Source organism: Prosthecobacter sp. Pr1, from assembly GCF_057652315.1.
Window position 1 is genome coordinate 143077 of record NZ_JBYFBS010000001.1, and the last position, 25870, is coordinate 168946.

The window sequence follows — 25870 nt, forward strand, 5'->3', positions numbered from 1 at the left end:
GAGAAGTCTCTCCATCCTTGTCGCCATCTCTTTTCATAAACCAATCACCTCAAATGGTGACGAATGCCGATGGAACTACATGGCTATTCACCCTCCGGTCGTGGGTTCGAATCCCACCGGTCCCACCTTTCCAATTTCACGGGACCGTAGCTCAGCCTGGTAGAGCAGAGAACGTTTCATCAAATCCTTGTCGTCACCGCCAATTTCCAAACAACCATGACCTCCCCATTCCACATCACCGCTGAAGCCGAAGCCTTCCTGCCTGCCCGCAACAACGCAGGTAAGCCGATCACCGTGATCGGTACGGAAGCGATCCGCTCCGGCTTTGACCAAACCTGCATCGATCAGGCTCTCAACTCGCGCTCCGCTCCGGGCGTGACCGATCTCGTGCTCAACCCAGATGCGCATGCCGGTTACGGTGCCCCTGTCGGTTGCGTGATGGTTTCGCCAACGTACATCTATCCAGGCCCTGTGGGCGTGGACATCAAGTGCTCCATGTCCCTGCTGCAGATGAACATCCCTGCCGATGCGATCGTGGATAAAGCGATCCGCCGTCAGTTCATCGACGCCATCCTGCTGCGTACCCCGACCGGAGCAGGTCGTGGTCAGCGCGAAGCGAAAAAATCCCGCCGCGTGTCCTCCGAGCTCGGTGTGCAGGTCTGCACCGAAGGCGCCAGCAAAAGCGTGTGCGAAGCACTCGGCATCCCGCCCGAGTGGGCGCCGCGCTGCGAAGACAGCACGCACCTCGGCCACGATGGAAACGTCTCCACGCTGCACGAGCGCCTGGACAAGATGCGCTCCTTCAACGGCTTCGCCGGTTTCGAAAACAAGATGATGCAGCTCGGTTCTTACGGAGGTGGAAACCACTTCGGTGAGTGCGAGGTCGTGCAACTTGCTGATGATCCAGCGATGCGCCAGACCGCCGAAGTCTTCGGCCTGCAGGACAATCACGTCGCCTTCCTCAGCCACTGCGGTTCGCGCGGGTTCGGCAACATCCTTGCGCAGCGTCAGTTCAAGTCACTGGAAGGCTTCTTCCGCACTTGGGGAATGTCGTTTCCTGCCGATGACAAACAGCTCGTCTATGCACCACTTGGTACTCCCGAAGCGGACGCCTATCTCGATGACATGGCTCTCGGGGCAAACTTCGCCACCGTGAACCACATGCTCATCAATGCCCTCGTGCTGGAGGCTTTCCAGGAAGTACTGCCAGGTACCAAAGGCCAGCTCGTGTACTTCATCAGCCACAACATCGCCCGTCAGGAAGTCGTGGACAACCAGCTCGCCTGGGTCCACCGCAAAGGCGCCACGCGTGCCTTCCCCGGTGGCCACCACGCGCTCAAGGACACCCCTTTTGCCGAAACCGGTCACCCAATCCTGCTGCCAGGAAATCCGCGCGATGGCTCCGTGGTGATGGTGGCGAAACCCGATGCCGTAAAAAGCTGCTACAGCGTGAACCACGGCGCCGGCCGCTGCATGGGCCGCAAAGCCGCCGCACGCACGCTCGATCAAAAAAGCGTCGATGCCGACTTCGAAACCCACGACATCCTCTACAACGCCCGCCAGTACCCGATCGACGAAGCCCCCAACGCCTACAAGGATTTCAAAGAAGTCCTCCGCAGCGTCGAAGCCGCCGGTCTGGCCCAGCAGGTCTGCAAACTCAAAGCCCGCTTCGTCATCAAAGACGCGGCGGAGGCGGATGATTGATGGGACCAAACTCAGCCATGCATGTAAAAAATGACAACTTCTCCATCAGGTTATGTCTGCCGCTTTTAACAAGTCCTGGGAAGGCCTGCACACAATCACATCAATAGGTGCCAGCCCTTTTGCCCCGTGGACGATGTTCTTCGGCTCTGCGTCAGCCACCAGCACATTGTCCTGTTTCCGATACCAGGCATCTCCATATCTCGTCCGATGAAGCACAAAGCCTCGCTCTCGCATGAAATCCGCGATCTCCTGCCGCGTGGCTGGAGTGCCAAGGAAGATGGGCTGGCTTGTCACAATGCGTGCCTGACGCCCGGAATCGTGAATTCCATGCACCTGCCAGTCCAGGCCGAAAACCTGAACCGTAAGACGGATGCGTTCGAGATACTCCTCCTGACTGGCAAACCGCGAGGGACCGAAAGCGCGCCCGCATTCTCCGGAGTGGGTGGCCTTGCTCGCACGACCATTTTCAGAGAACCACACCTCATGCTCCGAACCACGTGTTTGTCCGAAGCCTTCAGGTATATTCACCGGGCTCATCCGCGGGTTTTCCACCAACGCTTCCAGAATGGCAGGCTGGAAGCTGTGTCTCTCCCTGCCGCCTCAAAAACCTTCACCTGCTTGTCCCAGGCTTCGCGCGTGACAGGCGGCTGCTCACGCACCATGCGCGCAAGACGCGTTCGGTCAGCGTCACGCATGATTTCGATCAGTGCAGCTTCTTGATTCACGACTCAAAGCTTAATTTCATCCCTTTCAATTCTCAATGACCAAATCCATCCCCATCCTCCAAATCTCCGGCGAATCCGGGGGCGGTCAGCTCCTCCGTTCCTCTCTCTCCCTGTCCCTCGTCACCGGTCGTCCATTTCGGATGACCAACATCCGTGGCAAGCGGCCAAAGCCTGGACTGATGCGCCAGCATCTCACCTGCGTGAAAGCCGCCGCAGAAGTGTGCGAAGCGAGCGTCGACGGCGCTGAGCTCGGATCGGTGGAACTCGTGTTCCACCCTGGGAAAGTCATGGCCGGCGCTTATTCTTTCCCCATTGGTTCCGGCGGCAGCACCACCCTCGTCCTGCAAACCCTGCTGCCCGCGCTCCTGCATGCGGAATCATCAAGCACGCTGCGCATCGAAGGCGGGACACACAACCCCATGGCTCCACCATTTGAATTCATCGAGCAATGCTATCTGCCGGTGATTCAACGCATGGGCGTGAAAACCACCGCCACGCTGGAGCGCCATGGATTCATGCAGGCAGGTGGTGGTGTGATTACGGCAGAAATCCAACCCCTTAAAAAGTGGAAAAGGCTCAAACTCACCGAGCGCGGAGACGCGGTCGAAACGTTCGGTCGCGTCCTCCATGCCCATCTCCATCGCGAAATCGCCGAGCGCGAAATCGCGACGGCCTCCGCCCTCCTTGCCTGGCCGGCCACCGACATTGAACTTCGCTATGCCAATGACAGCCCCGGCCCCGGCAATACCATCCTGCTGGGCGCCCGCTTTGCGAACGTGTGCGAGATCAGCAGCGGTATCGCGCAGCAGGGCAAATCGTCTGAAGCCGTGGCCACAGGCGCGGCGAAAGGCTTGCGCTCGTACCTCGCCTCATCCGCACCCGTGGGAGTGCATCTGGCGGATCAACTCCTGCTGCCCATGGCGCTGGCCGACGGCGGCGTGTTTCACACGCTGGCGATCAGCGACCACACCCGGACGAACATGGCGCTGATCGAGCAGTTCCTGCCCGTGAAGTTCACGGTCGAAGAACTGGAGCCAGGCGTGAAACAAATTCGCTGCGGTTGATGCCGCCGCGTTGCATCACTCCGCCCACGCTTCACGCAGCAGGCGCAGATAGTTGCCATGCATGATATTGGCGATGTCCTCAGCCTTGTAGCCGCGCTTTTCGAGCATGGCGGGGATGTGGGAAAGATCGGCGATGGTGTCGAGATCCTCCGGCGTCTGCTCGGTGCCATAGCCACCATCCAGATCCGTGCCGATGCCGCTGTGCAAAGCGTTGCCTGCAAGCTGGCACACGTGATCAATGTGATCGCAGATGACCTCAAGCTTGAGGCCGACTTCCTGCGGCGTGGTCTTGCCACGGATCCAGCCCGGAACCATCATCCACGCATCCAGCGCTGCGCCCATGACCCCGCCGCGTGCGATGAGTGCTTTGATCTGGTCATCGGAAAACTGGCGCGGATCAGGAACCAGGGCTCGGCAGTTGCTATGGCTGGCCCACACGGTGCCCTGATGAATCTCCAGCGCCTGCCAGAAGCACTCATCGCTGAGATGCGTCACATCGAGGATCATGCCCAGCCTGTCCATTTCCTGGATCAGCTCTTTGCCACCGGCGGGCAGGGGCCCCACCTTGTCATGACCCAAAGCATAACGGCACACGCCATAGTGTGCAGGTCCCATGGCACGCAGCCCCTGCTCCCACGCTTTTTCAAGATGCCCCACGGTGCGGATGGAGTCCGCACCTTCGAGGCTGAGAATGTAGCCAATGGCTTTTTCGTCATCGGGAATCGAGTCGTTGTTCCAGAGCGCGATCATCTCATCGAGCTCACGTACATTGGTGATCTGGCGCATCTCACCCGCCTCCTCCATGGCGCGATACCACGAGAGCTGCCCCTGCGTTTCCGCCCAAGCCTGCTCCGCAGACATCCATCCCGCGATGGGAGATGGCCCTGGCATGCACCCCGCAAGCTGCGTGGCCACGCAGAGCCCCACCTTGCCACGCCTCATGTCCGGAAAGGCGGTGGTGCCACGGGCGCGGCCTTTGCCGGTCATGCCTTCCTCACGACGTCGAATCTCATGTACAGGCAGGCGAAGGTCGCGATTGAATCCGCCGAGGGCGTTGAGGCTGAGGTCGAGGTGAGCGTCGAAGGTAAGCATGGGAGAGAATGACTAACGTGAGCGTCATTCTACGCTGACGCAATCACATGTCATTCAAACCGATAGCCTGCACCATGCACAGTGCGAATAATTCTCGGCTGAGCCGGGTCTTTTTCGATGCGCTTGCGCAATTGAGAGATGTGCTGGTCCAGCGCACGGCTTTCCGGGAAGTAATCCACGCCCCACACCTCGTCCGCGAGAGTATTGCGATCAATGACCTTCCCTCGGCGGTCATAAAGCAGTCGCAGCACTTTCACATCCCGCGGGCTGAGGGCCAGCTCCACCTTGTCACGGTAGGCACGCAGCTCCGTTGGCACGATGCGCAGATCGTCCATCGTGAAATCATCATCCGTCCTGCCACCGCCACGCGATGCCGTGCGCCGCAAAATGGCGCGGATGCGGGCGATGATCTCCTTCACCCCAAAGGGCTTGGTCATGTAATCATCCGCACCGAGTTCAAGCCCCAGCACCGTGTCGATCTCCTCAGCTTTGGCCGTGAGAAAGAGGATGGGCACTTTTTCATCCTGGCGGCGGATTTGCTTGCACACCTCATAGCCGTTCAGGCCAGGCATCATCACATCCAGGCAGACGAAGTCGGGGTTTTCAGCGCGGAAAAAATCCACCGCCTGCAGCCCATCGCTGGCGGGGATGACTGCGTAGCCCTCCATGGTGAGCACTTCACGCAGGGCATCTCGCGTGTGGTCGTCGTCTTCGGCGATGAGTATTTTGGTCATGACTGGTTGGGGAGGGTGAGAATGAAGCGTGCGCCGTCGCGGTAATTAGGACACACCGTAAGAGAACCGCCATGCAATTGTGCCAGTTCGCGCGAGATGGTCAATCCGATGCCGGTTCCACTCACACCTTCAGCAAGGTCGGAGCGGAGGCGTTCAAAGGGCTCGAAAACCGTGCGGCGCTTGCCGGATGGGATGCCTGGGCCGTGATCCTCCACGATGATCCGGGCATTGCGCTCATCCTGCTCCGTGTGGATGGCGATCCACTTGCCGGCGTTCGCGTATTTATCGACATTCGAAATCAGATTTCCGAGGATCTGTTCAATGGCGTCGGGGTCAGCCATGATAGTTTGCGGTCCGTTAAAAGAGGTGACGATTTCAAACCCCTTGGTCTCCAGCAGCGGCTTCCAAAAATCGGCAATGCGCGAAACGGTTTGATCCAGTGCCAGCGGCTTGGGCTGGATGGTCAGCTTGTCACGCTGCTGGCGCGCGTAGTTGAGCACGTTTTGGATCAGGCGGTCCAGACGGCAGGTCTCTGCCTCCACGACCCCGAGCTGGCGTTTCGCGATGGTGTCTCCCTGAGATTCCGCACGATGCGCCGCCATTTCAGCATAGAGACGGATGTTGGTCAGCGGCGTCTTCAGTTCATGAGAGATCTGGTTCACAAACGTCACCCGCTGCTGCGCCACGCGGATCTCACTGGCGCTCTCGTGGAAATAAAGCCAGCCCACCACAAAGACGAGCACGATGCCGGAACTGACACCAAGCAAAATCGGGAAAAGGTAGGGCTTGGGAAACTCCTCATTCGCGGGCGTATAAGCCATCTCCCATTGTGAGAGCGGCTCCGAACAGGCCCGATGCGCTGCAGGCGGGCGCTCAGACCCGGGCAGTCGCTTGCCCCATTCGTGCAGCGGGATGCCTTTCACCGTCGTTAGCATCATGCGGCCGGGCGGGATGGCCAGCCCCGGCTGCGGCAGGCGCTGAAACAAGGAGTTCATCAGCATCTGCGGGTTCAGCAGGGCACAGCTCAGGCTGCCGTCGGCAAACCGGTGCCAGTACATGAAAACGGAATCGCCCACATGCCAGCCGCTCCAGGACATGGGGATGTCTGTTTGCACCGGACGATCGTCGATGTGGTAGCCAAACATCTTGAGGTACGTCATCCATTCGGATGAGCGCCGTTGAAGGGATGAATGCTTGCCAGAAACATAGACACGCTGAAACGGCGGTCCTCCATCCTCTAGGACTGACACAAACTGCGGCATGCTGTCCGGGTTACGTGTGGATTCCAGAATGGCTTTGATGCGGTCCTCGGCTTTGAAAATCTGCCCCGGCTGATATCCGGCCAGTCCCTCGAAAGACTCGACCGGAGCGGTTTCCCCCTCGCCAGTCACAGACCATGTCTGGGCAATCCATGGGTGCTTGGCCAGCCTTTGGGACATCAAACGGGCTGATCCAATGCTCTGCGCACCCCACACATCCAGCCGGTCCGTAATCTGCCGCATGTCATGCAGAAGATGCTGATCAGCCGAGCTAAGTCGCTCAGCTAGAATGGCCTGCATGGAGGCGTCCGTTCGCTTCTCCGCATCACGAATGAGATACGTCCCCAGCCATGCCAGCAGAGCTAGCGGCAGGATCACCAGAATGATGAACAGGATCGTGGAACGGCGTTGGAGCATGCGCGAGATGTAAAATTTAGCCTCGCGATTTATCTGGTCATCTAAATTTTATAAAAACCATAAAAAGAACCGGGGCGGACCTTTTGAGTCCGCCCCGGTGATTCGTAGAGTTTCCAACAGCCAGAAGGATAACCACACTTTGAGAAAAGGGTGATCATGAGGCCCGGGCCGCTGCCCGCTTTCCTTTGATCTATGGGTAACATCGCATGAATGGAAAAGTTTGAGTCAGCGGCTTGTGAGTACGTTGTAAGGAAATTGTAAGACTCTTAATCGGCGGCCCAAACCCGAAAAAAACCGTTTCAAGCCCGGGCTGACATACCCACACAAAAAAGGCGGGACCTCATCGGCCCCGCCCTTGGTTGAATCCTTGGTTTGGTCAGTCTGATTACAGCAGGCACTCCGCGATCTGCACCGCGTTCAGCGCCGCCCCTTTGAGCAACTGGTCGCCTACGACCCAGAAGGCCAGGCCATTGTCCAGCGCGCAGTCCATGCGGATGCGGCCCACGGCGCAGTTGTCCCGGCCCGCGATGTCGAGCGCCAGCGGATACTGCTTCGCGGCAGGATCATCCAGCACATCCAGCCCGGGGGCTTTGGACAAGACTTCACGTGCCGCTTCCACCGTCACAGGCTTCTCAAACTCCGCGCTGATGGCGATGCTATGCGCACGGAAGACCGGGATGCGCACGCAGGTCACAGACGCACGGAACTTGTCGTGGTGCATGATCTTGCGGCCCTCGTTCTCCATCTTCATCTCTTCTTTGGTGTAACCAGAATCCAGGAAGGAATCCACATGCGGGATCGCATTGAAGGCGATCTGGTGCGGATACACGTGAGGCTTGCTGTCCAGCTTGGCAGCATCCCACGCGCGGTTCTCACTGGCCCATTCGCGGGACTGGTTCGCCAGTTCTTCGATCGCCTGAGCTCCCGTGCCGGACACCGCCTGGTAGCTGGAGGCAAAGATGCGCTTCACACCAAACGCCTGGTGCAGCGGATACAGCGCCATCAGCGAGATTGCCGTCGTGCAGTTCGGATTGGCGATGATGCCCTTGTGGCTCTTCACATCCGCTGCATTGATTTCCGGCACCACCAGCGGGACGTTCGGGTCCTGGCGGAAGAAGGAGGAATTGTCCACAACCACCGCACCGGCTTTCACCGCATGCGGGGCAAAGTCACGCGAGATACCGCCACCTGCGCTGAACAACGCGATGTCGATCCCCTTGAAGGAATCCGGCGTCAGCTCCTGAATGGTGATGTCCTCGCCCTTGAACTTCAGCTTCTTCCCCGCGCTGCGTGCGGAGGCAAGGAGGGTAAGCTGGCCGACGGGAAACTTGCGCTCTTCCAGGCAGCGGATCATCTCCGCGCCCACAGCGCCTGTGGCTCCGACGATGGCGACATTCTTCAGGGTGCTCATGGTATTCTACTAACGAGGGGTTGGTTCAAAAGGGGCCGCGATAGTAAGGCCTCACCCGCCGGATGCAAGGGCGGGTAAACAGTGGAGGAGGCGCGGCTTTCCCCAATCTTCCTCCTCCTCTTACTCATACTCCTCCTCCCGGGACTGCCCCGAATCATCCTCGTCCTCGATCCTTCCGCCCTCTGGGGCAGCGTCCCCGCACGTAGTTCGGGGTTCGCTCCATTGCAGCCCGTCCGGGGCCGGGCTCTTCGTATTGTAGTCCCGGCTTCAGCCGGTTCCGGACAAACGTCCCAGACCACCCGAAATCCACAGCCTGTTGAGCCCGCTCTGATCCGTCCTCAATCCACCTCTCCCAAAAACACCCGTCTTGACTTCGTGTGAAAAATACACATTACTTCGTGTGTGAAACACACCTACGAATACCCAAGAGCCGCCCTCACCGTGGACTGCGTCGTCTTCGGTTTTGACGGCGGCGCTCTCCAGGTTCTCCTCATCCGCCGCGGCCTCGCCCCCTTCAAAGACCACTGGGCCCTCCCCGGCGGTTTCGTCCGTGTCGAAGAGACCCTCGATGACGCCGCCCGCCGTGAGCTCGAGGAGGAAACCGGCCTCAAAGACCTCTTCCTCGAGCAGCTCTACACCTTCGGCACCGTCAACCGCGACCCCCGCGAGCGCGTCGTCAGCGTCGCTTACTACGCCTTAACCAAACCCGCCGACCACACCACCGCCGCCTCCACAGATGCCGCCGAGGCCCGCTGGTTCCCCGTCACAGACATCCCCCCGCTCGCATTCGACCACGCCGAAATCTTCGCCGCAGCCCTCGCCCGCCTCCGCGGCAAGCTCACCTACCAGCCCGTCGGCTTCGAGCTCCTCCCTCCCAAGTTCACCCTCACCCAGCTCCAGCGCCTCTACGAAAGCGTCCTCGGCACCGAGATCGACAAGCGCAACTTCCGCAAAAAAGTCCTCAGCTACGACCTCCTCATCCCCCTCAAAGAACAACACCGCGAAGGCCCCCACCGCCCCGCCCAACTCTTCCGCTTCGATCCCGCGAAATATGAGCGCCTGAAAAAAAAGGGATTCCTTTTCGAGATATGAGCACAGAAAATTCAACACCATCAACAACACTTTGCGACCGCGCATTGTTATCCCTCGATGGCTTGTCTGTAGGAGATGCCTTCGGGCAAATGCTTTCGACGTGTGCTCGCAGTGCCAGAAGCGTCTTTGAGCGTGATGGTCTCCCTTCCGGCCCGTGGTGGCACACGGATGATACGCAGATGGCCATGGCCATCGTTGAGGAGATGGTGGACCATGGTCAAATCGCGACTGACTCGCTGGCCTCGCGCTTCGTCAGGCGCTATCAGGCTGATCCCGGCCGCGGCTATGGCAAGGGCGCACGGATGCAGTTGGAAGAGATTGCGAGCGGAGCGAACTGGCGGGAAACTTCGATTGCGGCGTTCAGCGGGCGTGGCTCTAAGGGCAATGGCAGCGCCATGCGCTCAGCACCTCTGGGTGCTTGGTTCGCTGATAGTCTGGCGAAAGTCGTCACCGAAAGCTGGCAATCATCCATTGTGACACATGCTCATGCAGAAGGGATTGCGGGCAGCGTCGCGGTGTCATTGGCGGCCGCGATGGCATGGAATACCAGAATGCTTCCTCTGGAAAATGCCCGCAAAGCCATCTGGCAGAAGGTCTTGGAACTCACACCCACTGGAGAAACCCACGAAGGCCTTCGAAAGGCACGACTCGTGCCGCTGGAAATGTCAGCCGAAAATGCCGCGCGGATTCTTGGATCTGGTTTTCTTGTCACTGCACCCGATACCGTACCTTTCTCTATCTGGTGTGCGCTTCGCCATCTCGACAACTATCACGAAGCCTTGATCACCACGCTCGAGGGTGATGGCGACTGTGATACCAACTGCGCAATCGTCGGAGGAATCGTCGCTCTGCGAGTCGGGCGTGAAGGAATTCCTCCGCTCTGGCTAAAAGCTCGCGAGCCTCTCGATTTAGAATTCAAATGAACCCAGCCGAATGCTTCAAGCAGGCCACACCTTTTACCTCAGCACCAACCGCGTCTGGCTCGTGGAACATGTGCCGACCAGCTTCATCCAATTTTCATGAATGCCATCCTCACAGCCCTCAAGGCCGACATCACTACCCTCGAAGTGGATGCCATCGTCAATGCCGCCAACTCCTCCCTCCTCGGCGGTGGCGGCGTGGACGGTGCCATTCATCGCGCCGCAGGCAAAGAGCTGCTGGCCGAATGCCGCATGCTCAATGGCTGCCGCACCGGCGAGGCCAAAATCACCCGAGGCTATAACCTCAAAGCCCGTCACATCATCCACACCGTCGGCCCCGTCTGGAATGGCGGAAAAAATGGAGAGAGCGAGAAACTGCGCTCCTGCTATGCCAACTCCCTGCGCATCGCCGCAGAGCACGGGCTGACAAGCATCGCTTTTCCCTGCATCTCCACCGGCGTTTACTGCTTTCCACCTGATCAGGCGGCGAAGATCGCCGTGGAAGCGGTACGCGAATTCATCAGCAAACCATCTTCTCTGAAACAGATCATCTTCTGCTGCTTCGCGGCGGCAGATCGGCAGCGCTATGAGGCGCTGATCCAATATCATTCCTTCTATGAATTCCACTCCATCCACGAGCCGGACAAGCGGTTTCCGCCTGTCATGGCTCGATGCGGTAATTCTCATCGTCGGTGCGGTCTTGTCATGGTGGCTACGGAGCCAGTCATTTCCACTCTGGTGGATCGTTCCCGCGGCACTCGGGCACTTCTTCCTCTTCTGCAATGTCTTCCTCGTATGGCGACGCCTGGAACTGCTGTGGGCCTTGGTATTCATACTCAATGTCGCAGCGCATTTTGTTTTAGGCGAACAGGACAGTCTTTCGCCCATGCTGTATCAGCTGCCGTTTACCGTGCTGGTCATCATGTGGCAGATCCGTTCGCCATGGTATCATGGCATCTTTGCTGAAAGGGTGAACCCCCGCCTCAAAGAGTACCTCGCGGCTCGCCTGTGAAGTCGGACACGGCGGACGCAGTTTACTCAGCCATCGCCTCCCACATCGGCTGCGTATCAGCAAACATGCGAAAGCGCGCGATCCGGCCGTCTCTCAAATCATAGACGTGGGCAACGGCGGCGCGCATGGCTTTGCCAGTGGCGGGAGAGGTGCCGCTGTAATATCCGAGGACGACGACTCGGTCACCGGTGGCGAACATCTCTTCATCCGTGAAAGCGAAGCCGGTCCAGCGTTTGGCGTTGGCGCGGAAAACATTCTCAATAACTGCGGCGGCACCATGCCAGATGGAGCCGCCGGGAAAACCCGCGCTCTGCTGCCAGACGAGGTCGTCGGTGCAGAGCGCGGTGAAGGCAGCATCATCTCCCGCGCGCATGGCGCGATACATTTCACGGATGGTTTCGAGCGGGGTCATGACGCGTTATTGTTACTGCGCAAGCAGGCCACCGTCCACATTGAGCGAGGCACCGGTGATGAAGGAAGCCGCATCGCTGGCGAGGAAGAGCACCGGGTTGGCGATCTCCTCGGAGCGCCCCAAACGGCCCACGGGATGCAGAGACCGCATGTAGCTGAGTGCCTCTTCATTTCCACCACCCGTAAAGCGGTTCATCATGTCCGTCTCGATCGCAGCAGGTGCCACGGCGTTCACTCGGATGCCCAGTTTGGCATATTCCAGCGCCGCCGCTTTCGTGAGGCCTTCCACCGCATGCTTGCTGGCCACGTAGATGCTCGCACCTGCCATTCCCACATGTCCTGCCACGCTGCTGGTGTTGATGATGACACCTACGCCCTGCTTGAGCATGACGGGAATTTCATGCTTCATGGAGGTGAGCACACCCCAGACATTGATGTCAAAGACGCGGCGGTAGTCGGCCTCGGTGGCATCCACAATGGTGCCGGTAAGTTCAACGCCCGCGTTATTAAAAGCGACGTCGAGTCGGCCATACGTCGCCACTGTCTTGGCCACGAGCGCCGCCACATCAGCCTCCACGGCGACGTCCGCTTTCACAAAGGTGGCTTCATCACCCGCGGCTTTGATTTCAGCCACGACGGCCTGACCTTCGGCTTCACGCCTGCCGCTGACGACGACTTTCGCCCCGGCTTTGGCGAAGGCGAGAGCACTGACTTTGCCGATGCCGCTGGTGGCTCCGGTGATGAGGACGACTTTGTTTTGGAATGTGGTTTGCATGGGAGTGGGGTCTTGTGAGTTCAGGGTTTGCCAGTGAGTTTCCGGTGCAGTTCCCAGGCGGAGCGTTCCACCCAGTTGTGCGTGAGTTTGCCATCACGGATCTCCCAGATGGCGATACCGGAAAATTCGACGGGCTGCCCGTCATCAGGCGTGCCGAGCACACCGTGATTGATGCCCGTGGCCTGCCAGCGTGAAACGACACGAGTGCCATCAGCGTTCGCAAAGGTCTCCATGGGCATGAGCCGCGCATCCCCCAGCTTGGTCTGAAACTCGCGCAGCCAGGCTTTGAAGGCATCCCTGCCCACCGTGTCACCGCTGGGATTGGTAAGAACAAAATCTTCCGAAACAAGCTCATCCACCGCGCCGAGATCATGCGGCGGATTCCACACACGCAGCCAGAAGCGCTTCAGCAATGCCACCGCCTCGGCATCGCCCTGCTGCGGCAGCAGTTGTTTCACAAAGGAAACCAGTTCCGCAGGTTCGGCCCGCTTCCGATAATCAGCATCAAGGAAGGCGTAACGAATGGTGCCGTCGCGATCAATGATGTAGGTGGCTGCAAGGGGCAGCGTGTCATCGCCAGCCTCCGCACCATTGTATTCGAGCAGATCAAAATGCTTCTTGTAGAGGTCACGCACGTTCGCCGTCAGCTTGAACGCGACACCGTAATTTTTGGCGACACTGTGATTCAAATCCGTGAGAACCTGAAACTGTAGCGCGTTCTTCTCCTGCGTCGTGGCGGATTTGTCCGGCAGCTCGGGCGTGAGGGCCACCAGTTGCGCGTCAGCCGCCTGCAGTTCCGGCAGCACCTGCTGCAAAGCGCGCAGCGAGAGATTGCAGTAAGGGCACCATCCGCCGCGATACCACGTCAGCACCACCGGCCCCTGCTTGAGCAGGGAACTCAGTGTGATGTCCTTTCCCGTGGCATTGCGCAGAGTAAAATCCGGCGCACGCTCACCCGCTTGTTTGGCAGACTTCAGAATACCGGAATCGGCTACAGCCTGAATGCCGGCTGCGTAGGCGGTTTTGACCTCGGCCGGGGCCTTGGTGGAAAATTCCGCCTGCTTCGTGTGCAATTGCTCGCGCAGTGAGTCCTCAGCCAATCCGGCTGTATTGAGCACGGCCAGCGCGCCCCAGAAGAGTGAAGTGTATTTCATGCGTGCGTGGGTCAGGCTTTGCCGCCGAATGAGACGTGGTCGTCGAAATCGAGGAAATCGAACCACGTGCCGATGTCTTCACGTGCAGAGCCTCCCGCCTTGGCGATCTGCGCGCTGATGTACTCGCGGCTTTCATTGTCAGCAGGCACGGCAGCTTCACGGTATTCGCTCCAGTGGGCGATCTCGTAGTCGCTGCGTTTGTGCAGCGCGCTCTTTTCGATCCAGGCAAACATGTCGGCGTCGCCCAGTCCCTTGGCCGCTTCGGCTTTCAGGGCTTCGTGGTCGATGCCGGTGAAGCTCAGGAAGCGCTGATCCAGCGGGCAGTTGTAATGATACTCGCCGTTCTTGCCTGCGATTTCAGCCCGGCATTTGTCGAGCAGGCGTGGGAGCAAAACATAGCCGCCAAGGCGGACGCGTGGGCTGCGTGGGGGACGTTGAGTGAGGTCGATGGACATGGACTTGGGGGTTGTTTTTGGCGTTGGTTTTGGGGAGAGGGGGAAATCACGCGGCCAGTGCGGCCTCGAGGAAGCCTTTGCTCTTCACGCCGGTGATCGTGTTCACGGGTTGGCCGTTTTTGAAGACGATGAGCGTGGGAATGGCGCGGATGCCAAAGCGAGCTTGCAGGTCGGGGAAGGCGTCCACATCCACCTTGGCGATCGTGGCTCGCCCGGCCTGTTCAGTGGCCAGTTGGTCGAGGATGGGCGACATCATTTTGCATGGGCCGCACCACTCAGCCCAGAAGTCCACGAGGACGGGCTGGTCAGTGTTGGCGAGGGTGGTGTCGAAGGTTTCAGTAGTGAGGGCGATGGGTTTCATAGGAGTGGGTTGGATAAGAATAGACCGGTCGGTTTATAGTGGGGTGAAAAGAAAATCAGGGGGTGAGCAGCGTGCGAATGAAGTTCAGCGCTTCGCGTGGAGGGGTCGCGTCACGGCAGATGGCGGAGCGCTGCATGGCTCCATTCCACAGGTCATGAATGATCACAGCCGCTTCAGCAGGGCGCACGGTTTTGGCGATCTTCTTCTTGTCCAGGCCTTCCTGCAGCACCTGCTCCAGAATGGCGATCGCCTCGCGATTTCCAGCCGCAAGCACCTCGCGCATCGCTTCACTCATGTCAGCGACTTCAGCCGCCAGCTTGAGCACCAGACAGGGGCACTTCCCCTTCGTTTCCAGCACACGACAGATCGTGCCTTCGCAAAAGCTGAGCAGGCGCTTCAGCGGGTCTGGCTCAGGCGTGTCGGAGAGCAGCATCTGCTTCTTGTAGGCCGTGGCATCGGCCACGTAATGCTTCAGCATTTCCACGCCAAACTGTTCCTTGGATTTGAAATGGTGATAGAACGAACCCTTGGGCACCTTCACGGCCTCAAGGATTTCCGTCAGGCCGACCGAGTGAAAGCTCTTCTCAAGCATCAGCCCTTCAGCTGCGTCGAGAATGCGTTCTTTGGTCGTCCGGTCGCTCATGATAGATGAATTAATAGACCGATCAGTCTAATCCGTCAAACGTAATTTTTGAATCATGCAATTCCGTCCGCAGATGCTATGAAACGCAGTTCCTGCACGCCATCGATCATTCCATACCCATGAGCCTCACCCACCCCCACCTCGAAGTCAGCATCGGCATGCAGCGGCTGCGTTTGTTTGATGACAGGCGCCTGGTGCGCGAGTGGCCGTGCAGCACGTCTAAATTTGGCATCGGCTTCACCGAAGGCAGCAACAAGACGCCGCTGGGCCGCTTTGTGGTAAAGGAAAAGCACGGCGACGGCGCGGAGAGCGGCACCATTTTCAAGTCACGCCAGCCCGTTGGTCGCTGGACCCCTGGCATGGAAACAAAGTCCGATCTTGTCCTCACGCGCATCCTCTGGCTGCATGGCACGGAGCCGCGCAATGAGAACACCTACCAGCGCTACATCTACATTCACGGCACCAACGATGAAAACAGCATCGGCCGCCCTGCCAGCCACGGCTGCGTGCGCCTGCGCAATCGCGAAATGATCGAGCTGTTTGATCTCGTGCCGACGGGGACGCCGGTATGGATCGAGGAATGAGCCCCGGGCTCCCCGTTGTAGCACCTCATTTGAGCAGCCCCAGTAACTTCAAAAAGACATCCGTCTTCTGCAGGGTGTCCTCATAGAGGGCTTTGTTGCGCATGAGATAGCCGTGCACTCCGCCTTCATTGATGTCGAGTTCACAGCGGTTGCCTGCCTTCAGCATGGCCTCTTGGAAAGCCTTGGCACCTGCAAAGGGCGTGACAGTGTCACCGGTGCCGTGGAAGATGATCGTTGGAGGCACGCCCGGGCGGACGTGGTGCACCGGGGACAGTTCCTGCCAGCGCTCACCCATTTTCGCATTCCCGTAGCCCTTCTTGGAGGTGTCGATGACGGGAAAGAGCAGCACCAGGGCGTTGGGGATCGGGGAAATTTTGAGGTCGTCGCTGTCTTCATTCACAGGGTCAAAAAGAGCGGTGGCGGCGGCCAGATGACCACCGGCTGATCCACCGCTGACGATGATTTTTTGCGGATCAATGCCCAGCTCCGTTGCATGCCCGCGGATGTAGCGCACAGCAGACCGGGCATCCTTCACGCAGTCAAAGACGCTGACGCCGGTTTTCGTGCTGTGCAGGCGGTACTGCATGCTGATCCCCACCAGTCCGAGCTTCGCAGAATGCGCCGCGAAGGGGTACATGCGCTGCGGTGTGCCGCCCGTCCAGCCGCCGCCATGAATGATCAGGTAGCAGGCGCGCTTGTCGCCAGCCTTGAAACCTTCCGGCTCAAAAACATGCAGTTGCAGCTCTTTGTCAGCGATCTTCTTGTACGGCACGATTCGCGTGGGTTTCAGCACGGCGGCCATCTCATCCACCGCATCAGGCGTTTTCGGCTTGGCGGCGGGCTTTTCCGTCGAAGCAGGGCTTTGGGCTTGCAGGAAGGAGATGGCAAAAAGGATCGCGACGCAGAGGTGTTTCATGGCAGGTGGCTTGAACGGCCAAAAAGGCGCAGCCATTTCACTCAAGGTTTGGGTCACCGTTCTGCTGCCGCCAGGTTTGCAGCTTCGCGGCGAGTTCCTCTTTCATTGAGCGATGCACCGGCTCTCCGCTCAGATCATGCATCTCGTCCGGATCGCTCTTCAAATCAAAGAGCTGCTCTCGTCCTGCCTTCGGGTACATCACAAACTTCCAGCGCTCATCGCAGATCATGCGCTGGGTATCCGTAAAAACACCGGTGACAAAATCATGCGCGCGCTCGGCTTGATGCCGCAGCAACGGTGCCAGACTCTTTGACTGCACAGTGCCAGGAACCGCGGTGCCCACGAGATCACACAGCGTGGGGAAAAGATCGTTCAGGTTCACCAGTGCAGCACTGCGCTCATTCTTCGGCAGCCCAGGACCGCAGATGATCAGCGGGCTGCGGATGCTGTGCTCATATTCGTTTTGTTTGCCCAGCAGTCCGTGGCTGCCCAGCGCAAGGCCCTGGTCGCTCGTGAAAATAATGATCGTTTCATCAGCCGCTGGCAGCGCATTCAGAATGCGGCCCAGCTGCGCATCCAGATCCGTGATCATGGCATGGTAGATGGCCAGTTCCTCGCGCACCTCGCTTTCGATGCGCGGCGTCTTCAGCAGCAGTTCATCGCGTCCGTCGATGTTACCATGGTCAAACGGATGCTTCGGCGCAAAGTTGGCTGGCAGCGGCATTTTCGCCGCGTCATAGCGGTCCTTCATGCCCGCCGGCCACTGGCGTGGGTCGTGAGGAAAAGCAAAATTCACATGCAGGAAAAGCGGCTTGTCCTTCGGGGCCGTTTGAATCCCATGAATCGCCCCATCAGCGATGTGCCGGCTGTTGTCGGACTGGAGTCCCACGCCTTTGCCGAGTTCTGCCTGGTTGTTTTCATCCTTGAAGGTCCAGCCGCGATACCCCGTGAGCGGCCGACCACGATCATCCATGTCCGGTTGCGTGACACCCTTGCCACCGCCGCTGGAATAAAGCCCGCTGGTGGTGGTGTAGCCTCGCTGCGTTGGGTGGCCATCGTTGTGCCATTTGCCCGCATAGCAGGTGTGATAGCCCGCTTTTTGCAGCGTCCCGCCGAGCGTGGCCAGGCGGGGATCAATCGCACCGCCAGGATACTTCGGCAGCGCTTTGAAAGCGGGGTTGCCCGTGAGGATCTGCGCACGGCTCACATGGCAGATGGGGTAGCCCGCATAGGCACGGGAGAATGAAGTGCCGCGGGCGACGAGGCGGTCCAGATTCGGTGTGTCGATCACGGCATTCCCCAGCGCATGAATCGTGTCCGGCCGCTGATCATCGGCGACGATGAGGAGAATGTTCGGCGCAGCGTGGAGGCTGGTGCCGACTATGAAAAAAAGAAGCAGCGTGCGCATTCAAGAATAACGCTGCAAATCATCCCGCCCATCAAGCATTCGGCCGGTGGCCCAGCGCTGCCAGAAACACCTCGTGCAGGCGCTTGGTGAACTCCGCCGCACTTTCATCCGGCGGGCTGGCCAGCGGCTCCCCCAGCGTGATGCGCATGCGGATCTTTTTATCTGGCAGATGCCACAGCGGCCAGCCCTTGGAAAGGTAGTCACTGTTGGTTTCGATGAACACCGGCCACACCGGAGCGCTCGACTGCGTGGCGATGATGCCCAAACCGCCCTGAAGCGTGTTGATGCAGTTTTCCAGCTTCCGCGTGCGCGTTCCTTCCGGGAAAAACAGCAGCCGGTCGCCCTGGCGCAGCGCTTCGATGGAATTCTGCAGCATTTTATGCGCGGGCTTGTTGGGGATAAAGCCCGCCAGCTTGGCTGCGCCACGTAGAAACGGGTTGTGCATCAATGACGCCTTCAAAATGCAGCGCAGGCCGTGGATTTTGGACAGAATGAAGACTGCATCCCAAAGCGCCGGATGATTGGGCGCGATGATCAGCCCGCCTTTGACATCCTTCAGCGCATCGAAACCGATGTATTCGCACTCATACACACCGCACACGCGCAGGAATGTGAGGAAAAGGCGAAAGGCCACACTCAGCAGCCACTGGCCCAGGGAGCGGGATTTTTCCACGGGAAGAACCGGCACCAGAACAGCACCTGCCAGCACAAACAACAAGCCCCCGATGGCCCAGTAGATCATGCTCAGCAGCAGCACAACGACGTGCCACACATGGATGAGCACACGGCAGAACGTCGGCGCAGACGCGCATCTTGTTGTTTGCTCTGTGAGTGAATCGTGAATAAGACCGCAGCATGCCATCTTCTGCCGACCTAATTCAAGCGCTTTCCTCCCTTCCGCACGGTTCTGAGTTTCGTTTTATTGACGAGCTTGTAGAGCTGATTCCCGGCACCTCCGCCACAGCGGTGTGGAAGCTCAAGGGGGATGAGGAGTTTCTCCGCGGCCATTTTCCCGGATCCCCGCTCATGCCCGGCGTGTTGATGATCGAGGCCCTGGCCCAGTTGGGTGGCATTCTCATTCAAACACGACCGGGCGAAGCCCCGCTCAAAAACATGCGCCTCACCGCAGTGCGCCAGATCAAAATCCTCGGCAGTATCACACCCGGGCAGTCACTCCACCTCAGTGGCGCGTTGCAGGGCATGCTGGACAATCTCGGGCAGGTCAGTGGCGAAATCCGTGATGATGCGGGCAATGTCATCCTCACGGGGTCTGTCACCTTGGCAGGAGAGCGCTGACTACTTCGGCAGGCGCAGCATGAAACACGCGCCGTCCTTGTGGCTGGCATCCAGCGTGATCGCTCCCCCCAGCGCGGTGGCCAGCCTGCGGCACAGGGCGAGTCCCAGCCCGACCCCGGGTGCCGAATGCGCCGCCTGATCGGCGCTTTTGTGAAAGGGGTGGAAAATCCGCCGCTGCTCGCTGCGGGAGATGCCGCCGCCGTGGTCACGCACGCGTAGCATGGCAAACTTGCCGCTCGTGTCCGCCTCCACGTGGATCACCGGATGCGCCGCTCGTGGGGCGGCGTATTTGCAGGCGTTGTCCACGAGGTTAAAAAGAATCTGCTCCACCGCCGCCGCGTCCACGTGCAGCTCCGTTTTGCGGTCCGTTTCCGAGGCTTGCACCTGCACCGTCATGCCGCAGTCATTTGCACGCTGCTGCAGCCTTGGCTGGATGCGGTCCAGCAGCTCGCCGATCGTGATGTTTTCGGCTCGCGCCTTCGCACTGCCACGCTCAAGCCGGGCATAAGCGAGCACGTTTTCGACGAGATGGCTCAGCCGGCTCGCTTCTCCGGTCAAGGTGTCCAGATAGGTCTTTCGCTGCGCCTCATCGGTCACCATGCCGTCTGCTAGCATCTCGGAGTAGAGGCGAAACGTCGTCAGCGGCGTGCGCAGCTCATGCGTCACGGCGGAAACGAAGTCCGCGCGGCGCTCACTCAGCGCCACCGTGCCGAAGAGCACCAGCCCCACCGCCGCGGCCGCCAGCAGGACACATGCAAGGGCGATGCCTAGAGACCTGCGCAGCGGAGTCCAGAACGGCAGCGGCGGCAGCTGGATGGCTCCTGGCATCAGTCGCACCGGCAGCGCCGCAAAGCGCAGCGGATCGTCATTCGGGCGTGTTCCTGCGGTGGCGTTCGCCGCTGGCTCCAGCTTCGCATCCGGAAACAGATCGGTGATCTCCCGCAGCAGAGATTCGCGCAGAGCAGGCCAGTCCAGCCACACGCCCTGAACCATGCGCACACCATCCACGAAGGCTTCGCGGGTCAGCATGAGGTTGCTGCCGATCCACACGCCCTGAAAAGGCCGCGAACTGTTCGCGGTCGCGATGTTTTTGAGTGGAGGCTGCACAGCGGAAGGAACGGCTGGAGCAGCGGGGGACTCTTTGCCCAATGCTCGGGCCGCACCATCCGCTTTCGGCTCCAACGGCATCGGTGCTGGAGCCGCCGCAGGGGCCAGATCCTGGGGTTGCTGCCGAGCCGCCATTTGCTTGTCATCCATCGACTTTGCAGCCGCATCTGACGAAGCAGCGAAGCTGGATCCATTGCTGCTGATCGACGGTTTCACGGATTCTTTTTTCAAAGCCTTCGCTGCTGCTGGCTTGGTCTCGGCCTCCTTTTCGTTGGAAAGAACAAGTGTACCGGCACCTTGCTTCATCTTGATCTGCGGCTGCTGTTTGATCGCCTCCTCGGCCTGCAGGTTGACTGCACGATTACGCGAATAGTTTTCCGTGCTGTTCAGCATCAACTGCTGGGACGCCACCTGGCCCTGCTGGGTGTTCCAGGCCGGATTGCGTGGAAGATTGGCATCATTGGCTTCAGCCGCCTTGGAATCATCGATGTCAAAGCGGGCCACGCAGGCCATTTCGGCAAGCAGCTGGCGATTGAGCGGGGTTGCCGCGGCAGGGGCCATGGGGGCAGCGCGTCCGTTGTTCCAGGCCGAGGACTCGCGTTGTTGCGGCGGCGTGATCACCTGCACCGGCTTGGCGAGCAGTTCGCGCAATCCGCTCAATCGTTGCTCGCTGCGAGTCAGGTCATCCGCATTGATGAACTGCGCCAGCGCCAGGGTGCGCTCGTTGTTTTGCGGCACCTGCGGGGACAAAACCTGACCGCGCGTGTCCATCTGAAAATACAGCAGCACATGCTCCGGCACCTCGGCGAGAAGCGGCGATGGCACCAGCACCTCGCCCTTCGCCACATTGTCGTAGGCTTTGTTGATCAGACCTTCCGGCGAATGAAACGGCCGAAAATCATAGGGCGGTCGCGCATTCTCGCGGATCATGAGCGCACTTGCCTGGAAATCGAGCCGCCACAACGCCAGCCGTACGCGCTCCTGCTGGTCTGCCTCACGCGCCGCCGTTTCACGCTCACGCTCCAGAGCCAGCGTGTGCCAGCTCACCCACGCCATCGCCGTGAGCAGCAGCCCGAGGCAGGCGATGAAAGTGATCCAGATGTGCAGCGGTTTGCGCATGGGGGAATCAGGTGAGTTGGTAGCCTTTCCCGCGTATGGTGACGATCAGACGCGGCGACTCGGCGTCATCTCGCAGTTTGTGGCGCAGATTTGCAATGTGCATGTCCACGGTGCGTGTTTCCGTCTGCTGGTTCTCGATGTGCCAGACGCGTTGCAGAAGCTCCTCCCGTGAAACGGGCCTGCCGCGATTCAGTGCAAGGTAGCGCAGCACATCACGCTCGCGTTCGGACAGATCGGCGCTCTCGCCATTCTCAAAACGGGCCACGCTCTGCCCGAAATCGATCGTCGCTGCGGTGAGCGTGAGCGTTTCACTCACGGGCTGGCGTTCGGGAGCACGGCGCAGCACCGCCTCCACGCGGGCGAGCAGTTCCCGCACGCTGAACGGCTTCACCACGTAATCATCCGCACCCAGCCGGAGGCCGCGCACACGGTCATTCTCTTCACCACGGGCCGAGAGGATGATCACCGGTGTGCCGGGCCGTTCGCGGCGCAGGGCTTTCAGGATGTCAAAGCCGCTCGCATGGGGCAGCACCAGATCCAGCAGCATGAGGTCGAAGGTCGAACTCAGGGCCAGCTTCATGCCCTTCTCACCATCGCTTGCCTCCAGTGTCGTATGACCGGCGAACTTGAGCGCATCCAGGACGCCGCGGCGGATCGCGGCGTCGTCTTCAACAACAAGGATGGTGGCAGGCATGGCGAAGTTTAAAGGTTCATTTCTCCCACGCGATGCCTTTTTTCTCCGCCTGGGACCGCAGGGCCTTCGTCATGGCAGTGTCGAGCGTGTCGGTCTTGGCGGACTCTTTGCGCTGCGTTGCCACGTAGGCCTCGCGTTCCTTGTTCAGTGCCAGCACCTGCTTCTGGATCTGAGCACGTTCGGCGATTTTCTTCTCAAGGTAGGCCTTGCGTTCTTCGGCGGTCATCTTCTTCATCTCCTCGGGCAGATCGGCCTCTTTGATCTTCGTGATGTCGAAGTCCTTCTGCTTGCAGGCATCGACGAGATCCCAGCCGGTGTTGCAGTAGTTTGCGCTGGCCTTGCTGACGATGCGCTGCACTTGGGCGCCGGATTGGGCCTTGGCGGCGGCGTTGTCATCCTGGGCGACCTGTCGCGCCTTGGCCATCGGTGCTTCCTTTCCATAATTGATGTAGGTGCTGTTCAACTGTTCATTGAGTTTCACAATCTCCTTGTCCTGCGGTGCCTCGATGTGAACGATGGCCTGGTTCTGGTCGATCACGAGGTATTTTCCGTCTGCGAGCAGAGCGCCCTGGTTCCAATGCTCGGCGATGCCCTGGGACTCGCTGCCGCAATGGATCGTGTTCACGATGATGCCCTTCGCGATGGCGTTCTGGCAGCTTTTTTTGGAATCGATGGGACCCTGGGTGAAAGGTTCGTTGCCGGCGATGAAGATCGCCTTGTACACTTTCGGATTCGCATCCCAGACGAGGTCTTTCGTCGCCCGCTCAATCACTGCGCCGCAGTATTCGTCACCACCGTTCGTCGTCAGGGCGAAGAGTTCTTCGGACACTTTGTCCAGATCGCGGGTGAGCGGCTGGATCTGGCGAATCCAGTTCTCTTCCGCCCGCAGTGATGATTTGCCATATTCATACAGCGCCACCTGCACGATGGGCGTTTTGCCGTCCTGCTTCGCGGTGATGAATTCGTTCACCAGCTTCCAAAGCTGGGTCTTCGCCTGTTCGATCAGGCCGCTCATGCTGCCGCTGGTGTCCAGCAGCACGGCGATTTGCACCAGCGGGGTGTCAGCGGCGGTTGTTTCGACCTTGGTGATCTCTGCCACGGGGGCGGGTGGTTGTGCATCTTTGGCGATGGCGAGGCACGCGGACAAGGCCGTGGCGATGAGGATGGATTGCGTTTTCATGGATGTGTTTGTGGATGAGTTGACGGGAGAAATTCTCAGCGAATGAGGACCAGCTGGCCGCGATGCTGCAGCAGCAGCTCGCCACGCAGGGCCAGCAGGCTCTGGCGGTTGTCGGCGGCGAGTTCATCGACCAGACGGCCAAACTCAGGGCTCCCAATCTCGATGGTGCGATCGGGTGCACGTTCAGCCTTGGCGGCGCTGGCGTCGGTCCAGCGGTTGCCTTTGTTAAAGAGGGCTCCGGCCTGGCACTGCTGCACGCTGGTGATCTCGATGGCCTGCATCTTGTCATCGAGGAAGCGATTGCGGACGTTGAGCTGCTTGGATTCCACGGCTTTCTTCAAGTTGCCCTCCTGAGAGACCGAGGCAGCGCCGCTGCGAATCTTCATCGCCCTGTCGTTGTAATTGAAGGCAGCCTTGCTGGCATTGGCAGGCGCTGCGGCGAGCGAGGTGCCTTCTTCAGCCAGGAAGGCGGTGTATTCCGTGAGAATGCCGAACTGCGTTGAAAGGCGCACGATTTCATTCACCAGCTCAGTCGTTCCACCCGTTGCACCATCGGCGCCGAGGTCACGGATCGCCTCGCTGAGCACCGCGATTTTATTGCTGGCCCAAAGACGTGCCACAAAGGCGTTCGTGGTGCTGGCCTTGTCGAGGTTGAAGGTGAAATCGAACTTCCGTTCTCCCCCGGCTCCAGCGCCGGTGAGCTGGAAATGCAGCGGTGCTTCGCCGCGATAGGTGCCGGACAGGAGAATCTGCTCCCCTTCAAACACATCGGGCAGGGGAGAGGGGATGAGATCGCTCACACGGCTTGGATCATCCACCCGCACGGCTGGTTTCGTGAGCAGCGGACCGCGCAGGCGTTCAAAAACACGGCCCACTTTGACCTCCACATCCTCCTTCGGCAGCACAAACTCCGCGCTGCCCCGGGTATCGCGGGCGATGCGGGAAAGCAGTGGCGTGTTTACATCCACACCAACGCCGAAGGTGAACACGCGGCGCTGGTGCGGATTCCCCTTGGCCACCGCCTCACGGATCGCCTTTTCCGAGGTCTGGCCGATGGTGGGCAGACCGTCGGTGAGGAACAAAACGATAGGCAGCATGCCTTCGAGCGGCTTCTGGCGCAGCGCCTCGACGACGGAGTCATGGATGTTCGTGCCGCCGCTCACCCGCAGCGCGCTGATGTAGTCGCGGGCCTGCCTGGTGGTCTCGGCGTTTTTGATCACCGGCTGCGCGGCAAACATCTCAACTGCCTCATTATAAACGATGAGGTTGAAGCCTTCGCCGTCGTTCAGGCCTTCGATCACCTGCAAGGCGGCCGCTTTGACCTGATCAAGCTTGGGGCCTGCCATGCTGCCGCTGCGGTCGATGACGAGGGTGACCTCCCGCAGGATCGGTTTCGCATCTGCCTTGGGCTTCGGCGGGGCGATCATCACCAGGAAATAGCCGCCGCCGATCTTGGGATCGGGATAGGCCAGGAGTGAGGCGGTCATTTCATCCTTGGTTTCACGCAGCAAAGACACCCGGAAAGCACCCGGGTCCTTGGTCTCGCAGGACAGGGTGGCGGTGTTGCCATCCGGCTGTTTGGCCGAGATCTCGTGGCTTGCAGAGTAGAGCGAAGCGATGCGTGACGTGGATTTGACGCGCATGGAGAGCTTCCACGGCACCGCATATTCCACCGCTTCCGAGCGCGGCAGAACGTAGTCGAGCCGCGCGCCATCGGCTTCGAGCAGTTGCTCATAGGTTACCCGCACTTTCTGCGTACCATTGGCTGGGACCGGGAAAACGCTGGATTTCACGACGGCGTTGCCGACGAACTCCAGCAGCGCCGGATCGCGGGTCTGTGCCACGATGGTGTCGTAGATGCGTCGGGCTTCCTCACGCGGCAGTAATTTGGCCGTTCCCTCGGAATTGCCGCCTTCAAAGGCGAAGGCCTTCAGCACCGCCCCGCTCGGCACCGGGACGAGCAGTTCGGACTCCTGCGGACGGGCGGTCGGATTGCGCAAGGCGATGTCGAGGGTGGTCGTGGCGATTTGATCCGCAATGTCGATGTGGGCGTCCACCTGGGTCACCTGGACCGGCTGCGAGTGAATGATGCGCGAACTGGGGGAAATCCAGGCCCGCGCACGGAAATCCTGCGCAATCAGGGGCGTGGCGAGGAAAAAGGCATAAAGAATCGTCTTCATGCCACCATGGTGGTTTAGGCGGCGGGCGTCGTCTGTAAACGCACTGTAAAGGGGCGGAAAACGCCCTGACTGGCCCTGGACAGGGGAGTGAATCGGGCTGCTCAACTGGAACTCCCCCTTGCCAAGCTGGGAAGTCCCCCCATATTCGCGCCCCTTT

General features: G+C 59.7%; 25 protein-coding genes and 1 pseudogene. 7 read left to right on the top strand and 19 right to left on the bottom strand.

The window, feature by feature from the left end; translation table 11 throughout:
- The first annotated feature begins 216 nt into the window (after positions 1 to 216).
- The gene (locus tag AC24GY_RS00685; RefSeq protein WP_487679435.1) at positions 217 to 1704 is read left to right on the top strand and encodes an RtcB family protein; all 1488 of its coding nucleotides are present in this window, start codon (positions 217 to 219) and stop codon (positions 1702 to 1704) included.
- 45 nt (positions 1705 to 1749) lie between these two features.
- On the opposite strand, the gene AC24GY_RS00690 is transcribed toward AC24GY_RS00685, so the two are convergent.
- Both AC24GY_RS00690 and AC24GY_RS00695 read right to left on the bottom strand, forming a co-directional pair.
- Positions 1750 to 2256, bottom strand: coding sequence for a putative polyvalent protein kinase domain-containing protein (locus AC24GY_RS00690; protein ID WP_487680145.1), 507 nt, complete (start codon positions 2254 to 2256; stop codon positions 1750 to 1752).
- Positions 2238 to 2429: a hypothetical protein gene (locus AC24GY_RS00695; RefSeq protein ID WP_422317311.1), complete on the bottom strand. Its 192-nt coding sequence runs from the start codon at positions 2427 to 2429 to the stop codon at positions 2238 to 2240. The genes AC24GY_RS00690 and AC24GY_RS00695 overlap by 19 nt, the downstream gene beginning before the upstream one ends.
- A gap of 35 nt (positions 2430 to 2464) precedes the next feature.
- Here AC24GY_RS00695 and rtcA point away from each other — a divergent pair, with 35 nt between their 5' ends.
- Positions 2465 to 3493: an RNA 3'-terminal phosphate cyclase gene (gene rtcA / locus AC24GY_RS00700; RefSeq protein ID WP_487679438.1), complete on the top strand. Its 1029-nt coding sequence runs from the start codon at positions 2465 to 2467 to the stop codon at positions 3491 to 3493.
- Positions 3494 to 3508: 15 nt separating this feature from the next.
- On the opposite strand, the gene AC24GY_RS00705 is transcribed toward rtcA, so the two are convergent.
- The 4 genes from AC24GY_RS00705 to AC24GY_RS00720 form a co-directional block, all read right to left on the bottom strand.
- Positions 3509 to 4585: a dipeptidase gene (locus AC24GY_RS00705; RefSeq protein ID WP_422317315.1), complete on the bottom strand. Its 1077-nt coding sequence runs from the start codon at positions 4583 to 4585 to the stop codon at positions 3509 to 3511.
- A 50-nt stretch (positions 4586 to 4635) separates the two neighbouring features.
- On the bottom strand, positions 4636 to 5319 hold the full coding sequence (locus AC24GY_RS00710) for a response regulator transcription factor (RefSeq protein ID WP_487679440.1): 684 nt from the start codon (positions 5317 to 5319) through the stop codon (positions 4636 to 4638).
- Complete coding sequence (locus AC24GY_RS00715) at positions 5316 to 6995, bottom strand: sensor histidine kinase (RefSeq protein ID WP_422317319.1); 1680 nt, start codon at positions 6993 to 6995, stop codon at positions 5316 to 5318. The genes AC24GY_RS00710 and AC24GY_RS00715 overlap by 4 nt, the downstream gene beginning before the upstream one ends.
- Positions 6996 to 7380: 385 nt before the next feature.
- Positions 7381 to 8406, bottom strand: a complete 1026-nt coding sequence (locus tag AC24GY_RS00720; RefSeq protein ID WP_461524809.1) for an aspartate-semialdehyde dehydrogenase — start codon at positions 8404 to 8406, stop codon at positions 7381 to 7383.
- Positions 8407 to 8808: 402 nt separating this feature from the next.
- Here AC24GY_RS00720 and AC24GY_RS00725 point away from each other — a divergent pair, with 402 nt between their 5' ends.
- The 3 genes and pseudogenes from AC24GY_RS00725 to AC24GY_RS00735 form a co-directional block, all read left to right on the top strand.
- Positions 8809 to 9498, top strand: a complete 690-nt coding sequence (locus AC24GY_RS00725) for an NUDIX hydrolase (RefSeq protein ID WP_487679443.1) — start codon at positions 8809 to 8811, stop codon at positions 9496 to 9498.
- Positions 9495 to 10421 carry an ADP-ribosylglycohydrolase family protein gene (locus AC24GY_RS00730; RefSeq protein WP_487679445.1) on the top strand — a complete coding sequence of 309 codons (927 nt, stop codon included), beginning with the start codon at positions 9495 to 9497 and terminating at the stop codon, positions 10419 to 10421. The genes AC24GY_RS00725 and AC24GY_RS00730 overlap by 4 nt, the downstream gene beginning before the upstream one ends.
- A 96-nt stretch (positions 10422 to 10517) precedes the next feature.
- Positions 10518 to 11018 (top strand): annotated as a pseudogene (locus AC24GY_RS00735) (O-acetyl-ADP-ribose deacetylase); the annotation flags it as partial.
- Between the two features lie 434 nt (positions 11019 to 11452).
- Here AC24GY_RS00735 and AC24GY_RS00740 read toward each other — a convergent pair.
- The 6 genes from AC24GY_RS00740 to AC24GY_RS00765 are packed head-to-tail and all read right to left on the bottom strand — an operon-like array spanning position 11453 to position 15229.
- The gene (locus AC24GY_RS00740) at positions 11453 to 11842 is read right to left on the bottom strand and encodes a nuclear transport factor 2 family protein (protein WP_487679447.1); all 390 of its coding nucleotides are present in this window, start codon (positions 11840 to 11842) and stop codon (positions 11453 to 11455) included.
- Positions 11843 to 11854: 12 nt separating this feature from the next.
- The gene (locus tag AC24GY_RS00745) at positions 11855 to 12616 is read right to left on the bottom strand and encodes a glucose 1-dehydrogenase (protein WP_487679449.1); all 762 of its coding nucleotides are present in this window, start codon (positions 12614 to 12616) and stop codon (positions 11855 to 11857) included.
- A 20-nt stretch (positions 12617 to 12636) separates the two neighbouring features.
- Positions 12637 to 13770, bottom strand: a complete 1134-nt coding sequence (locus tag AC24GY_RS00750; protein ID WP_487679451.1) for a redoxin domain-containing protein — start codon at positions 13768 to 13770, stop codon at positions 12637 to 12639.
- An 11-nt stretch (positions 13771 to 13781) separates the two neighbouring features.
- Positions 13782 to 14225: a DUF5069 domain-containing protein gene (locus tag AC24GY_RS00755; RefSeq protein WP_487679453.1), complete on the bottom strand. Its 444-nt coding sequence runs from the start codon at positions 14223 to 14225 to the stop codon at positions 13782 to 13784.
- Positions 14226 to 14271: 46 nt separating this feature from the next.
- Positions 14272 to 14586, bottom strand: coding sequence for a thioredoxin (gene trxA / locus AC24GY_RS00760; protein WP_397381756.1), 315 nt, complete (start codon positions 14584 to 14586; stop codon positions 14272 to 14274).
- Between the two features lie 55 nt (positions 14587 to 14641).
- Positions 14642 to 15229 carry a TetR/AcrR family transcriptional regulator gene (locus tag AC24GY_RS00765; RefSeq protein WP_487679455.1) on the bottom strand — a complete coding sequence of 196 codons (588 nt, stop codon included), beginning with the start codon at positions 15227 to 15229 and terminating at the stop codon, positions 14642 to 14644.
- 119 nt (positions 15230 to 15348) lie between these two features.
- Here AC24GY_RS00765 and AC24GY_RS00770 point away from each other — a divergent pair, with 119 nt between their 5' ends.
- A complete protein-coding gene (locus AC24GY_RS00770; protein WP_487679456.1) occupies positions 15349 to 15813 on the top strand; it encodes a L,D-transpeptidase family protein in 465 nt (154 codons plus the stop codon).
- A gap of 25 nt (positions 15814 to 15838) precedes the next feature.
- Here AC24GY_RS00770 and AC24GY_RS00775 read toward each other — a convergent pair whose 3' ends face one another.
- Genes AC24GY_RS00775 through AC24GY_RS00785 form a run of 3 tightly spaced genes read right to left on the bottom strand, consistent with a single transcriptional unit; the run spans position 15839 to position 18909 of the window.
- Complete coding sequence (locus tag AC24GY_RS00775; RefSeq protein ID WP_487679458.1) at positions 15839 to 16729, bottom strand: alpha/beta hydrolase; 891 nt, start codon at positions 16727 to 16729, stop codon at positions 15839 to 15841.
- Between the two features lie 37 nt (positions 16730 to 16766).
- On the bottom strand, positions 16767 to 18137 hold the full coding sequence (locus AC24GY_RS00780) for a sulfatase-like hydrolase/transferase (protein ID WP_487679460.1): 1371 nt from the start codon (positions 18135 to 18137) through the stop codon (positions 16767 to 16769).
- A 31-nt stretch (positions 18138 to 18168) separates the two neighbouring features.
- Positions 18169 to 18909, bottom strand: coding sequence for a lysophospholipid acyltransferase family protein (locus tag AC24GY_RS00785; RefSeq protein WP_487679462.1), 741 nt, complete (start codon positions 18907 to 18909; stop codon positions 18169 to 18171).
- 83 nt (positions 18910 to 18992) lie between these two features.
- On the opposite strand from AC24GY_RS00785, the gene AC24GY_RS00790 reads away from it, so the two are divergent.
- Positions 18993 to 19433 carry a 3-hydroxyacyl-ACP dehydratase FabZ family protein gene (locus tag AC24GY_RS00790; protein ID WP_422317359.1) on the top strand — a complete coding sequence of 147 codons (441 nt, stop codon included), beginning with the start codon at positions 18993 to 18995 and terminating at the stop codon, positions 19431 to 19433.
- On the opposite strand, the gene AC24GY_RS00795 is transcribed toward AC24GY_RS00790, so the two are convergent.
- The 4 genes from AC24GY_RS00795 to AC24GY_RS00810 are packed head-to-tail and all read right to left on the bottom strand — an operon-like array spanning position 19434 to position 25713.
- On the bottom strand, positions 19434 to 21659 hold the full coding sequence (locus AC24GY_RS00795; protein ID WP_487679464.1) for a sensor histidine kinase: 2226 nt from the start codon (positions 21657 to 21659) through the stop codon (positions 19434 to 19436). It lies immediately after the preceding gene.
- Positions 21660 to 21666: 7 nt separating this feature from the next.
- Positions 21667 to 22353, bottom strand: coding sequence for a response regulator transcription factor (locus tag AC24GY_RS00800; protein WP_487679465.1), 687 nt, complete (start codon positions 22351 to 22353; stop codon positions 21667 to 21669).
- A 16-nt stretch (positions 22354 to 22369) separates the two neighbouring features.
- On the bottom strand, positions 22370 to 23533 hold the full coding sequence (locus tag AC24GY_RS00805) for a vWA domain-containing protein (RefSeq protein WP_487679467.1): 1164 nt from the start codon (positions 23531 to 23533) through the stop codon (positions 22370 to 22372).
- 35 nt (positions 23534 to 23568) lie between these two features.
- Entirely contained in the window at positions 23569 to 25713 is a 2145-nt protein-coding gene (locus AC24GY_RS00810; RefSeq protein ID WP_487679468.1) for a VIT and vWA domain-containing protein, read from the bottom strand.
- Positions 25714 to 25870 lie beyond the last annotated feature (157 nt).